Annotated in this window: 14 protein-coding genes; 11 read left to right on the forward strand and 3 right to left on the reverse strand. The window is 68.6% G+C overall.

What is annotated here, in order from left to right:
• Window positions 1–115 precede the first annotated feature (115 nt).
• A complete protein-coding gene (locus ACZ6ZD_RS32320; protein ID WP_465677794.1) occupies window positions 116–1084 on the forward strand; it encodes an aldo/keto reductase in 969 nt (322 codons plus the stop codon).
• Here the strand turns inward: ACZ6ZD_RS32320 and ACZ6ZD_RS32325 are convergent.
• Both ACZ6ZD_RS32325 and ACZ6ZD_RS32330 read right to left on the reverse strand, forming a co-directional pair.
• The gene (locus ACZ6ZD_RS32325; RefSeq protein WP_465677796.1) at window positions 1054–2109 is read right to left on the reverse strand and encodes an NAD-dependent epimerase/dehydratase family protein; all 1056 of its coding nucleotides are present in this window, start codon (window positions 2107–2109) and stop codon (window positions 1054–1056) included. The two genes, ACZ6ZD_RS32320 and ACZ6ZD_RS32325, sit on opposite strands and share 31 nt — an antisense overlap.
• On the reverse strand, window positions 2106–2912 hold the full coding sequence (locus ACZ6ZD_RS32330) for an S-methyl-5'-thioadenosine phosphorylase (protein WP_465677798.1): 807 nt from the start codon (window positions 2910–2912) through the stop codon (window positions 2106–2108). The genes ACZ6ZD_RS32325 and ACZ6ZD_RS32330 overlap by 4 nt, the downstream gene beginning before the upstream one ends.
• Before the next feature lie 86 nt (window positions 2913–2998).
• On the opposite strand from ACZ6ZD_RS32330, the gene ACZ6ZD_RS32335 reads away from it, so the two are divergent.
• Both ACZ6ZD_RS32335 and ACZ6ZD_RS32340 read left to right on the forward strand, forming a co-directional pair.
• Window positions 2999–3484 carry a hypothetical protein gene (locus ACZ6ZD_RS32335; RefSeq protein WP_465677800.1) on the forward strand — a complete coding sequence of 162 codons (486 nt, stop codon included), beginning with the start codon at window positions 2999–3001 and terminating at the stop codon, window positions 3482–3484.
• Complete coding sequence (locus tag ACZ6ZD_RS32340) at window positions 3481–4437, forward strand: RNA polymerase subunit sigma-70 (protein ID WP_465677802.1); 957 nt, start codon at window positions 3481–3483, stop codon at window positions 4435–4437. The genes ACZ6ZD_RS32335 and ACZ6ZD_RS32340 overlap by 4 nt, the downstream gene beginning before the upstream one ends.
• Here the strand turns inward: ACZ6ZD_RS32340 and ACZ6ZD_RS32345 are convergent.
• Window positions 4419–6074 carry a bifunctional 3'-5' exonuclease/DNA polymerase gene (locus tag ACZ6ZD_RS32345; RefSeq protein ID WP_465677804.1) on the reverse strand — a complete coding sequence of 552 codons (1656 nt, stop codon included), beginning with the start codon at window positions 6072–6074 and terminating at the stop codon, window positions 4419–4421. The two genes, ACZ6ZD_RS32340 and ACZ6ZD_RS32345, sit on opposite strands and share 19 nt — an antisense overlap.
• A 66-nt stretch (window positions 6075–6140) precedes the next feature.
• Here ACZ6ZD_RS32345 and ACZ6ZD_RS32350 point away from each other — a divergent pair, with 66 nt between their 5' ends.
• The 8 genes from ACZ6ZD_RS32350 (at window position 6141) to ACZ6ZD_RS32385 (ending at window position 12422) form a co-directional block, all read left to right on the forward strand.
• On the forward strand, window positions 6141–7496 hold the full coding sequence (locus ACZ6ZD_RS32350; RefSeq protein WP_465677806.1) for an aminotransferase-like domain-containing protein: 1356 nt from the start codon (window positions 6141–6143) through the stop codon (window positions 7494–7496).
• Between the two features lie 75 nt (window positions 7497–7571).
• Entirely contained in the window at window positions 7572–8471 is a 900-nt protein-coding gene (gene pdxS, locus ACZ6ZD_RS32355; RefSeq protein ID WP_465677808.1) for a pyridoxal 5'-phosphate synthase lyase subunit PdxS, read from the forward strand.
• Entirely contained in the window at window positions 8468–9040 is a 573-nt protein-coding gene (locus tag ACZ6ZD_RS32360; RefSeq protein ID WP_465677810.1) for a DUF6891 domain-containing protein, read from the forward strand. Before pdxS ends, ACZ6ZD_RS32360 begins: the two co-directional genes overlap by 4 nt.
• Window positions 9037–9423 carry a hypothetical protein gene (locus ACZ6ZD_RS32365; RefSeq protein ID WP_465677812.1) on the forward strand — a complete coding sequence of 129 codons (387 nt, stop codon included), beginning with the start codon at window positions 9037–9039 and terminating at the stop codon, window positions 9421–9423. Before ACZ6ZD_RS32360 ends, ACZ6ZD_RS32365 begins: the two co-directional genes overlap by 4 nt.
• Window positions 9420–9842, forward strand: coding sequence for a hypothetical protein (locus ACZ6ZD_RS32370; protein WP_465677814.1), 423 nt, complete (start codon window positions 9420–9422; stop codon window positions 9840–9842). The genes ACZ6ZD_RS32365 and ACZ6ZD_RS32370 overlap by 4 nt, the downstream gene beginning before the upstream one ends.
• 1 nt (window position 9843) lies before the next feature.
• The gene (pdxT, locus tag ACZ6ZD_RS32375) at window positions 9844–10443 is read left to right on the forward strand and encodes a pyridoxal 5'-phosphate synthase glutaminase subunit PdxT (RefSeq protein ID WP_465677815.1); all 600 of its coding nucleotides are present in this window, start codon (window positions 9844–9846) and stop codon (window positions 10441–10443) included.
• A 33-nt stretch (window positions 10444–10476) separates the two neighbouring features.
• Entirely contained in the window at window positions 10477–11238 is a 762-nt protein-coding gene (locus ACZ6ZD_RS32380; RefSeq protein WP_465677817.1) for a YebC/PmpR family DNA-binding transcriptional regulator, read from the forward strand.
• A gap of 134 nt (window positions 11239–11372) precedes the next feature.
• A complete protein-coding gene (locus ACZ6ZD_RS32385) occupies window positions 11373–12422 on the forward strand; it encodes a glycoside hydrolase family 19 protein (RefSeq protein ID WP_465677819.1) in 1050 nt (349 codons plus the stop codon).
• Window positions 12423–12462 lie beyond the last annotated feature (40 nt).

Consider the following 12462-nt stretch of genomic DNA (forward strand, 5'->3'; position numbering starts at 1 on the left):
TATGTCAGGCGCCGGTTCGCGAGGAGGTACTGGCATTACCCGGAACGGCAGGTACTCCCGGGCGAGCCCGGATCGGCGTTGGCTGGCGGTCACGACGACGCAGAGGAGAGCAGCGATGGAATACCGCAGGCTCGGCGACTCCGGACTGAAGGTCAGCCGGATCGCCCTCGGATGTATGAGCTTCGGCGACACCGCCCGCGGGGCCTACCGATGGGCCCTGGACGACGAGGCCGCGGGGCCGGTCTTCCGGCAGGCGCTCGACCTCGGGATCACCTTCTGGGACACGGCCAACGTGTACGGCGGCGGAACGTCGGAGGAGATCGTGGGACGCGCTCTCCGGCGGTACAGCCGGCGCGAGGACGTCGTCCTCGCCACGAAGGTCAATCGGCCGATGCATGCGGGGCCGGGCGGATCCGGTCTGTCCCGGAAGGCGATTCTCGAGCAGATCGACGCGTCGCTGACGCGGCTCGGTGCGGACTACGTCGACCTGTACCAGATCCATCGCTTCGACCCGGAGACGCCCGTGGAAGAGACGATGGAAGCGCTCCACGACGTGATCAAGGCGGGGAAAGCGCGGTACCTCGGCGCATCGTCGATGTGGGCCTGGCAGTTCTCGAAGCTGCAGTACGTCGCCGAGCGGCACGGGTGGACGAAGTTCGTCGCGATGCAGAACCAGTACAGCCTCATGCAGCGGGCCGACGAGCAGGAGATGTTCGGCCTGCTGGCGGATCAGGGAGTCGGGTCGATCCCGTGGAGCCCGTTGGCGAAGGGCCGGCTGGCGCGGCCGTGGGGTACGGCGACCACGCGGTCGGGCGACGATCCGGTCGCGGAGCGGATCTTCGGGGACGCCGGCCAGGCGGTTGCGGACGCCGTCGAGCGGGTCGCGGTCGAGCGCGGTGTCCCGATGGCGCAGATCGCGCTCTCTTGGGTTCTCCGACACCCCGTCGTCACCGCGCCTGTCGTCGGGGCCACTCGACCGGACCAACTGCTGGACGCCGCTGCGGCAGTCGATCTGACGCTCACGCCGTCCGAGGTCGATGCACTCGAAGCTGCTTACACGCTGCGGGCGCCAACCGGGTTCTGAGCGGGAGTGAGGAGGGTGGGGACTCCGGTTGTGAGGGTGTGGGTGGGGGCCCAGGGGAGGGCGCTGCGGAGTTTGGCCGAGGTGGCGGTGATGTGGCGGACGTCGCCGAGGCGGTATTGGCCGGTGATGAGGGGAGAGGGGCCGGAGAGCGCTTTCGCGAGTTCGGTGGCCAGATCTGCGATGGTGTGAACGGTGTCGGAGCCGACGTTGTAGGTCGTGATGGGTGGTTGGTCGGGGAGGACGGCGGCAGCTGTGGTGACGGCGGTGGCGATATCGGCGACGTGGATGAAGTCGCGGCGCTGGCGACCGTCCTCGTAGACCTTGGGCGCTTCGCCGCGTTCGAGGGCTGAGCGGAAGATGGCGGCGACGCCGGCGTACGGGGTGTTGCGGGGCATGCCGGGGCCGTAGACGTTGTGGAAGCGGAGGGCGGTGACGCGGCTGCCGGTTTCGCGGGCCCAGGTCGCGGTCAGGTGTTCGCCGTTGAGCTTGGTGGCGGCGTAGGTGTTGCGGGGATCAGGGGGAGCGCTCTCTGCGACCAGACCTGGGCGGAGCGGGGCGGCGCAGATCGGGCACGGGGGTTCGAAACGGCCGGCGTCGAGGTCCTCCGGGCGGCGCGGGCCGGGTGCGACCTGGCCGTGCCGGTCACAGTCGTATCGGCCCTCGCCGTAGACGACCATCGAGCTGGCGTAGACCAGGTTGCGGACGCCGGCATGGGCCAGCTCGCGGAGCAGGACGGCGGTGCCGAGGCTGTTGGTGGAGACGTAGTCGTCGATGTCGTCGAGGTTGACGCCGAGGCCGACCTTGGCGGCCAGGTGGATCACCGTGTCGACGCCGGGGAGCGCTCTCCGGACGTTCTCCGCGTCGCGAATGTCGCCCACGATCACGTCGTCGCTGGGCTCGGGGCGGCTGCCGTGCACGTCGGGGCGGAAGTTGTCGAATGTCAGTACTTCGTGGCCTTCGGCAACCAGCTGAGCGCGGACGTGCTGCCCGATGAACCCGGCCCCACCCGTCAGCAACACCCTCACCGTGAGACCTCCGCCAGCAGCCGACCGGACTCCGAGGCGGCGGCCGGGGTGTTGTCGAGGGCCTGCCGGCAGGGGCAGTCGGGCGTCGTGGGAAGGGTCGCGACTACCTGGCTCAGGAGAGTGCGGAGACGGGTGAGGGACTGGGCGAAGACTTTGAAGACTTCGTCGGCAGTCACGCCTTGGCCGGGGGTGGTGCCGGCGTCATGGTCGGTGACGAGGGCGATGGAGGTGTAGCAGAGCGCGAGTTCGCGGGCGAGTGCGGCTTCGGGGGCGCCGGTCATGCCGACGACGGACCAGCCCTGGGCGGCGTGCCACTGCGATTCGGCGCGGGTGGAGAAGCGCGGGCCGTTGATGACGACCAGAGTGCCGGTGGGGACGACGTTGCCGGTGGCAATGACCGCGTCCCGGCCGGTGGGGCAGTAGGGGTCGGCGGCGGTGGTGTGGACGGCGACGTCGTCGTACACGGTCTGCGGGCGTCCCCAGGTGCGGTCGACGTACTGGTCGGGGACGAGGAAGGTACCGGGAACCAGCTCGGGCTGGAGCGAGCCGACCGCGCATGGTGCGAGGACCTGGCGGACGCCGAGCGCACGCAGCGCCCACAGGTTGGCGCGGTAGTTGACGCGGTGCGGCGGGAAGCGATGGTCTGCGCCGTGCCGCGGGATGAAGGCCACCTCGCGTCCGGCGAGGGAGCCGACGACGGGCGGCTCGCTGGGCGGTCCGAACGGCGTTTCCACCTCGACGGGCCGCGCGTCCGCCAGGAACGAGTAGAAACCGGAACCACCGAGCACACCGATATCAGCCATGCTCCTGACGCTAATCGCGCCGGAGTGGGTGACCACCTGGTTCGGCCGGACCGTCAGCGCTTCGTAAGGGGTGATCCAATGTTGTCGTGAAGGTCTCCTGGTTACTGCTGTCGGCGGGTGTGCTGCTGCTGTTGTTCGGCGGCTACGCGAGCTGGACGGCAGGACGCCTGGATCGTCTCCACCACCGTGTCGAGCTCGCCCGTGCCACGCTGGAGACAGAGCTGGTACGCCGAGCCGCACTGGTCGCTGAGCTCGCCGGAGCCGGCGTACTGGACCCAGCGTCGTCGCTGCTCCTGCTCGACGCCGCGCACCGCGCTCGGACCGCGACTGCTGAGGACCGCGAGCAGGCTGAGTCCGCACTGACCCGTGCAGTCAACGCCACCGGTACCGACGACGAGCCGTGGTCCAGTGAGCTCGCACTGGCGATGCGACGCGTACAGCTCGCCCGGCGTTTCCATAACGACGTAGTGGTGTCCACGCGCGACCTGCGGCAGCGCCGTCTGGTGCAGTGGTTCCGGCTGGCCGGACGCGCGCCCATGCCGGGCACGATCGAACTGGAGGACGGCCGGTGACCGACCTCGACTTCGAGCCGTACCGCCGCGAGCTGCGCGTGCACTGCTACCGCCTGCTCGGTTCGTACGACGATGCTGAGGACCTCGTCCAGGAGACGTTTCTGCGGGCCTGGCGACATCGTGCCGACTTTGCGGGCCGGTCGAGCCTGCGTGCCTGGCTCTATCGGATCGCGACAAACGCGTGCATTGACGACGTACGCCGTCCCCGCCGGGTCCTGCCGTACCAGCTCGAGCCAGCGTCGTTTCCAGCCGCAGCGCTCCCCGCGCGGGACGACCTGCCCTGGCTGCAGCCGTTCCCCGACGTCCTGCTCGACCGTGCTGAAGAGCCCGACGCCCAGGCCGTCCGCCGCGAAACGATCGAGCTGGCATTCCTGGTGGCGATCCAGCATCTCCCGCCGCGGCAACGCGCAGTCCTGATCTTCCGCGACGTCCTCGGTTGGTCGGCCAAGGAGACCGCAGCGACGCTGGACCTGACCGTCGCTGCAGTCAATTCCGCTCTGCAACGAGCCCGCCCGGTACTACGTGCGCAGCTGCCGCCGCATCGCGCGGAGTGGTCCGCCACGGCGTCGACTGCGGCGGAGCAGGCGCTGCTGCGCAAGTACATCGACGCCTGGGACGCGGGCGACCCAGATGCGCTGACGGAGCTCATGCACGCGGATGTGCGGATCACGATGCCGCCGTACCCGTTCTGGTTCCAGGGACGCGACGCAGCGCGGCAGACCCTGGTCCCGAACCTGGACCCGGCCTGCCGCGGCGACTGGCGCTTCCTGATCACATCCGTCAACCGCCAGCCCACGCTGGCCGCCTACCTCCGGGAGCCCGGCGACACCCTGTACCGGCCGTTCGGGCTGGATGTGTTCCGGATCGAGGCCGGTCTGATCGCAGAGCTGACCGCCTTCGAATGCCAGGACTTCCGGCGGTACGGCCTCCCGGACTACTTGGCGTCGGCGTAGTTCTGCACGGTCGCCGTCGTGAACGCGAACCGCGTCGGCGTCGGCCCGAACGTCAGCGTGCCGGCCAGATCGCTGGCTGCCTGGATGGCGGTCGCCACCGTCTCAGCCTCCTCGGTCGGGCAGTGCACGATCACCTCGTCGTGCTGGAAGAAGACAAGCTCGGCCTTGAGCGGTGCGAGCGACTGACGCAGCGCAGCGAGCATCAGCAGCGCCCAGTCGGCCGCACTGCCCTGGACGACGAAGTTCCGGGTGAAGCGGCCGCGGGCGCGCGCATGTCGCGAGTCCGGGTTGGGCTCGTCGACCGGCGGCCCCTCCAGCGTCGCAGCGTCGAGCGGGGCGCCGGACGGCGGACAGGTACGGCCGAGCCAGGTGCGGACCAGGCGGCCCTCCTCTCCGGCCCGCGCGGCGTCGTCGACGTACGCCACGGCCTGGGGGAAGCGCTTGCGCAGCATGGCCAGGTTCTTCAGGCCGTCACCGGAGGTCTGGCCGTAGATCGCGCCCAGAACGGCCAGCTTGGCCATGTCGCGGTTACCGGCGAACGCGGCGTCCGATACGGCCTTGTACAGGTCGCCGGAGTCGCCCGCAACCTTCATCAGCGCCGGGTCCCGCGAGATCGCAGCCAGGATGCGCGGCTCGAGCTGCGAAGCGTCCGCGACCACCAGGCTCCAGCCGGGGTCAGCGACGACCGCACGGCGGATCACCTTGGGTATCTGCAGCCCACCGCCGCCGTTGGTGACCCAGCGGCCGGACACCGTGCCACCCGGCAGGAACCCGGGCCGGAAGCGGCCGTCGTGGACCCAGTCGTGCAGCCAGCTCCAGCCGTTGGCGGTGTAGATGCGGTAGAGCTTCTTGTACTCGATCAGCGGCGCGACAGCGGGATGGTCAAGCGTCTCCAGCTCCCAGCGGCGGGTCGACTTCAGCTGGTACCCAGCGTTCTTGAAGGCCTTGAGTACGTCGGCCGGCAGGTCAGGCCGGACCCGGTGCCCGAACGCGGCCGACACCTCATCCGCAAGCTCGGTCAGCCGACGCGGCTCGCCACTGCCACCAAAACGCTCACCGAGCAGCTCGGCCAGCAGCTCCCGATGGACTGTCTCGCTCCACGGCAGGCCGGCGCGGTCCATCTCCGCTGCGACCAGCATCCCTGAGGACTCCGACGCGGTGAGCAGCCGCATCCGCTCCGGGTGCTCGGCATCGCCATGCCGACGGAGCTGGTCGGCGTACACGCGCAGGAGCGCTTCGAACGCGACAGGCTCCTCCTGGATCTCGAACAGCGACGACTGCTCACCCGGTACGGCGGCACGCAGCGGCGGGTCAAGTGGCACCGGACCGCCCGTCAGCCGAGCCCAGGCGGCCGCCAGCGAGCGTGGCTCGCCCAGCCGACCCGCATGCCCCAGCAGCAGGCCCTCGGTGTTCTCGATGTCGTAGCAACGCTCCACCCGGACTCCGCTCGCCAGCAGCCGCGGGTAGATCTCGGCGGACGAGCGCCATACCCAGCGCGTCACCTGCGGCCGCGAGCCGACCGCTGCGGCCAGATCGGGCTCATGCAGGATTTCGCCGGCGGGCTGGCCGTCCGGTTGCAGACGCGCGAGAACGGCTCCGCCGCCCTCCGCCGCCGCAATCGCCCACCGCTCGTCCATGTCCGAATCCTCACATCTCCCACCGACAGAACGGGGATGTCAGGCCAGTGCTGCCAGACTGGACTTATGTGGCGTGCTGGCGACCTTGACCCGGCAGACGGGACCAAGACCGAACAGGTCGAGGCTCTGGTCCTGCGTCGGATCGAACGCGGCGAGTTGTCGATCGGCTCGCGGCTGCCGTCGGAGCGGGTGCTGGCCGAGCGTCTCGGGCTCAGCCGGGTCACCGTCGTCCGCGCACTCGATCACCTGCGCGCGGACGGCGTACTGGAGACGAAACGCGGTTCTGGCACGCACGTTCGGCCGATCGACCGGCTGCTGGACCCGATCGCACCTGCGTCGACTGTGACCGCTGGGGACCAGCCGCTGCTCGACCTGCGGTTCGCAACGACTGCAGCACCGCATGACGTGGTTGAGGCCGCGGCCCAGGTCGTCGAGGATGCGTTGCCGCAGGCCATGGGCGGCGACGGTCCACCGTCCGGTGGCTCTCTTGAGCTACGGACGGCGCTCGCCGAAAGGCTCACCCTGGAAGGCGTTCCCACCGAGCCGGACCAGCTGACGCTCACAGTCGGCGCAGCCGCCGGTCTGAATGCCGCTCTGGCCGGTCTGGACCTTGGACCGGGCGTAGCAATCACTGAGACCCCGACGTACCCGGCTGCCTTCGACCTGTTGCGCAGACACCGGTTGGACGTTGCCGCTTGGCCTGCTGGGGTGTGGGACACCGACCAGCTCGCACACCTTTGCCGACGGCACCGTCCGAAGGTCATCTACCTCCAGGCCGACAACCACAACCCCACTGGGCTCAGCCTGCCGGCAGACCGACGTTCGACAGTTGTCGAGATCGCCAGGCGGTACGGCGCCGCGCTGATCAGCGACGAGACGATGCGACCGCTGTGGCTGGCCAGTGGTGCGCAGGCTGACCCACTGAGTCGCTATCCGCGCACTGTGAGCGTCGGATCGCTCTCCAAGACGGTCTGGGGTGGACTGCGAGTTGGCTGGGTCCGCACCGGCAAACAGCTGCGCAGACGGATCAACACCGGCGCACAGCTCAGCGTGGCATCGCCTAGTGCGCTGGACGACCTACTGGCCCAGGCAATCGTGCAGAAGCTCGACAAGCTGATCAGCCGGCGCCGGACTCGGCTTCGTGCCAACCTGCACGCACTAGAGACCGGTCTGAAGACACTGGACGGCGTGACGTGGCCCACGCCGACCGGCGGCATGACGCTATGGCTGGAGCTCACCGAGACCCGCGCCCGACGCGTTCTGGACGCCGCACGCGAGCAGGGCCTGCTGCTGGGAGCAGGTGACCTGTTCACGCCGGACGGCACCGACCGGCGGCACATCCGGATTCCCTTCACCGCGCCGCCGGCGACTCTGCGGCTCGTCGTCGCCCGGCTCGGGGTCGCACTCGATCAGTCCACTTGAAATGAGGTGGACTGACAATCGGTCGCTCAAGGCCCCTACTGTGGACTGCGGAGCCCCACCGATCAGGAGGATGCAGTGAGCGAGAACGTGACGCCGCAGACCGGGACCGCGAAGGTCAAGCGCGGGATGGCCGAGATGCTCAAGGGCGGCGTGATCATGGACGTCGTCACCGCCGAGCAGGCCAAGATCGCCGAGGACGCCGGCGCGGTCGCCGTGATGGCGCTGGAGCGGGTTCCGGCCGACATCCGCGCGCAGGGCGGCGTCTCCCGGATGAGCGACCCGGACATGATCGACTCGATCGTCAGCGCGGTCTCGATCCCGGTCATGGCCAAGGCGCGGATCGGCCACTTCGTCGAGGCGCAGGTGCTGCAGAGCCTCGGCGTCGACTACATCGACGAGTCCGAGGTGCTCACGCCCGCCGACTACGCCAACCACATCGACAAGTGGAACTTCACCGTCCCCTTCGTCTGCGGCGCGACCAACCTGGGCGAGGCGCTGCGCCGGATCACCGAGGGCGCGGCGATGATCCGCTCCAAGGGCGAGGCCGGCACCGGCGACGTGTCGAACGCGACCACCCACATGCGCCAGATCCGCCAGGAGCTGCGCAAGCTGCAGAACCTCCCCGAGGACGAGCTGTACGTCGCGGCCAAGGAGCTGCAGGCGCCGTACGAGCTGGTCAAGGAGGTCGCCCAGGCCGGTAAGCTCCCCGTCGTGCTCTTCACCGCAGGTGGTATCGCGACCCCGGCCGACGCCGCGATGATGATGCAGCTCGGCGCCGAAGGCGTCTTCGTCGGCTCCGGCATCTTCAAGTCCGGCAACCCGGCCCAGCGCGCCGAAGCCATCGTGAAGGCCACCACCTTCCACGACGACCCCGACGTGATCGCCAAGGTCTCCCGCGGCCTCGGCGAGGCCATGGTCGGCATCAATGTCGATGAGATTCCGCAGCCGCACCGGCTTGCTGAGCGCGGCTGGTGAGTACTCCGGAGGGGCTGCTTGCGGTTGATGAGCGGACTGCGCGTGAGTTGCGGGGGCTGGCTCGGGTGTTGGTGCGGTCGGGGTATGCCGACCGGGCTGTGATCAGCGCGGCGCTGGGGGAGGCGGTTCGGGAGGATGCGCCTGCGGTGGATGCGGGGGCGTTGGTGCCGTTGCTGATCGGTGAGGCTGTGCTGGATCTGGATGAGGAGGCTGCTGGTTGGCCGACTACTACGGATCCGGATCGGCTGGAGGCTGTGCTGGACGAGCTGGAGTCGCTGGGGCTCGTGGTGGTTCGGTACACGTCGGATCACCATGCGGCGAAGCAGGTGTTGCAGGCGGCGGTGGAGCCGCAGGGGCTGGTGTTCTTCACGGACACTGATGTGTGGCACGCGGTGGACTTCGGGATGCTCGAGCTGAAGCTCTGGCACCCGGATACCGCGAATGTCGCGCCGGGGGAGCCGCTCCTGGAGGATGTGCTCGCGCTGCTCAACGAACGCGATCTGCCGGCCACCTTCGACGAGGGCCGGATCGAGGTCACTCTGAACTGGCAGCGGCGAGTAGTGCTGTGACGTTGTTGCGGGTGGGCTCGGTGGTGCAGCGGGTCCGATGGCGGAGCGTTCCGGACAAGTACGTCGCGCCCCGGGTGCTCGAGACGCGTGCTGAGGCTCTGGAGTTCTCGGAGCAGCATCTGGTCTGGCTGGAGTACCTGCTGGAGTTCCCGGAGGGGGAGGTCGCGCTGGGGACGCCGAAGGGCGAGTGGGACCAGCCGGACCCGGTGCCGGGTGACCAGGTCGTCCAGGCGACCACCTGGTTCGACGAGACCTCGTTCGACGACCCGGCGGCGGTTGTCGCGGCAGCGCCGTCCGGTGTGAGCACAGCGATCCAGCAGAAGCTCTGGATCGGCCCGCACAAGGTTCTGGTCCTCAACAGCCACACGGTGGACAAGACGTGACGTACGTCCCGGTCGGCTCCGTTGTGGAGACGGTGTACTGGGAGACCGTCCCGGACAAGTACCAGCCGCCGCGGAAGTTCGCGGTGCGCGCGGAGGCGGCGGAGTACGCCGAGCAGAACGCGCTCTGGTTCGACATGTACGTCCAGTTCGAAGGCGGCCTGAAGCTGCGGCTCGGAGCGCTGAACGGGCAGTCGGAACATGAGGAGCTGCACCCGGGCGACGTCGTCCGGCGGGACGAGTTCCGGATCCAGCAGGGCCGGACAGTGGGAGAGGTCGTCTATCCGGACCTCGCTGCGGCCACAGCGGCCGCACCGGACGGTCAGGTGACCGGCATCTACCAAACGCTGTGGATCGGCCCGAACGAGCACCAGCTGGCTGGAGCCGGCGGGTCGGTGGACAAGACCGGGAAGGAGAGCTGACATGAGCAAGCCGGTGATCGGAGTGTTCGCGCTGCAGGGGAACGTGCGCGAGCACCTGGAGATGCTGGAGCAGGTCGGCGCCGATGCCCGGCCGGTACGGCGTCCGTCCGAGCTGGAGCAGGTGGCGGGGCTGGTGCTGCCGGGTGGTGAGTCGACCACCATGGACAAGCTGGCCCGCGCGTTCGAGCTGTTCGAGCCGCTGCGGAAGCGGATCGCGGACGGGATGCCGGTCTTCGGGACCTGTGCCGGGATGATCATGCTGGCCGACGAGATCACCGGCGGGATCGAGGGCCAGGAGACGCTCGGCGGGCTCGACGTCACGGTCCGCCGGAACGCCTTCGGCCGGCAGGTGGACTCCTTCGAGGCCGACCTGGAGTTCGCGGTGCTGGACACGCCGTACCACGCCGTGTTCATCCGGGCACCGTGGGTCGAACGGGTCGGCAGCGGCGTCCAGGTATTGTCGACCGTGAGCTCGGGCCCGGCCACGGGTAGGATCGTCGCGGTTCGCCACGACCGGCTGCTGGCCACGTCGTTCCATCCGGAGCTGACCGGGGACGCGCGGTTGCACGGCTACTTCGCCGGCCTGGTCCGCGGGCTCTAAAGTCTGTTCGGCGGTAGAAGGGTTGGGTTCGCGATGTCAGGCCACTCCAAATGGGCCACCACGAAGCACAAGAAAGCGGTCATCGACTCGAGGCGCGCCAAGCTCTTCGCGAAGCTGATCAAGAACATCGAGGTGGCCGCGCGCACGGGCGGCGGTGACCTCGCGGGCAACCCGACCCTGTACGACGCCGTCCAGAAGGCGAAGAAGTCCTCGGTCCCGAACGACAACATCGACCGCGCCGTCAAGCGCGGTTCGGGCGCCGAGGCCGGCGGTGCGGACTGGCAGTCGATCACGTATGAGGGGTACGGCCCGAACGGCGTCGCGATGCTGATCGAGTGCCTGACCGACAACCGCAACCGCGCGGCGGCCGACGTCCGGACGGCGATGACCCGCAACGGCGGCTCGCTGGCCGACCCGGGCAGCGTCGCCTACCTGTTCCACCGCAAGGGCGTCATCGTCGTCGGCAAGGTGCAGGACGGCAAGACGTACTCCGAGGACGACGTGATGGAGGCCGTCCTCGAGGCCGGCGCCGACGAGGTCAACGACCTCGGCGAGTCCTTCGAGGTGATCAGCGAGTCCAGTGACCTGGTCAAGGTCCGGACGGCGCTGCAGGAGGCCGGGATCGACTACGAGTCGGCCGACGCCTCGTTCGTCCCGTCGATGACCGTCGAGCTGGACGCCGAGGGCGCGAACAAGATCTTCCGTCTGATCGACGCGCTCGAGGACAGCGACGACGTCCAGAACGTCTACGCGAACTTCGACGTGAGCGACGAGGTCATGGCCGAGGTCGGCTGACCCAGTTCCACCGAACAGCCGCCGCGACGCAGTGTTCGCGGCGGCTGATTCTTTTCGTTGAGATCTTTCTTTAGTCGTGGTGGGCGTTTAGTCTGCAATTACCGGACGTAACCGCCCCTACGAACGGAGAACTCATGAAAAGAACGGTTGTTTTACTGTTCGCGTTACTCGCGCTGCTGGTGCCGGGAATCACCGTCACCCTGCCCGCGACCGCCGCGCCGCTGGCCTGCACCGCCCCGGACTGGGTGCAGGGCCAGTTCTACGCGGCCGGCAGTATCGTGCGCTTCCAAGGCTCGTACTACATCGCCGAGCACGACAATCCGGGCTACTCGCCGACGGTGAGTACCTGGTACTGGGATCCGTACACCAACTGCGATGGCGGAAACCCGCCAGCTTGTAATCACCCCGACTGGGTGCAGGGCCAGTTCTACGCCGCCGGCAGTATTGTGCGCTTCCAGGGCGCGTATTACGTGGCTGAGCACGACAATCCGGGATATTCGCCGACGGTGAGTACCTGGTATTGGGATCCGTACACCTGTGGTGGCGGAAACCCGCCAAATCCGGGCGCGTTCCCGGTCAGCGAGGCCGTGTTCAACCAGATGTTCCCGAGCCGGAACGGCTTCTACACCTACGCCGGGCTGATCAGCGCGATCAGCGCCTACCCGGCGTTCGCCGCGACCGGTGACGACACGATGCGCAAGCGGGAGGCGGCGGCGTTCCTGGCCAACGTCAACCACGAGACCGGCGGACTGGTCTACATCAAGGAGATCAACGAGGCCAACTACCCGAACTACTGCCACTGGGAGCAGCCGTACGGGTGCCCGGCCGGGCAGTCGGCGTACTACGGCCGCGGTCCGATGCAGCTGAGCCACAACTACAACTACAAGGCCGCAGGTGACGCGCTGGGCCTGCCGCTGCTCACCAACCCGTGGCTGGTCGAGCAGGACTCCGCAGTGTCCTGGAAGACCGCGCTCTGGTTCTGGAACACGCAGACCGGTGCCGGGACGATGACTGCGCACAACGCGATGGTCAACAACCAGGGCTTCGGTCAGACCATCCGCACCATCAACGGCTCGATCGAGTGCAACGGCGGTAACCCGGCGCAGGTTCAGGCCCGGGTGACCGCGTACCAGAACTTCACCAGCCGCCTCGGCGTCACACCGGGCGACAACCTCTACTGCTGAACATGCGATGCGGCCGGCCCCGAGCAGAGGCCGGCCGCAT

The sequence above is a fragment of the Kribbella sp. NPDC104218 genome, assembly GCF_055584105.1.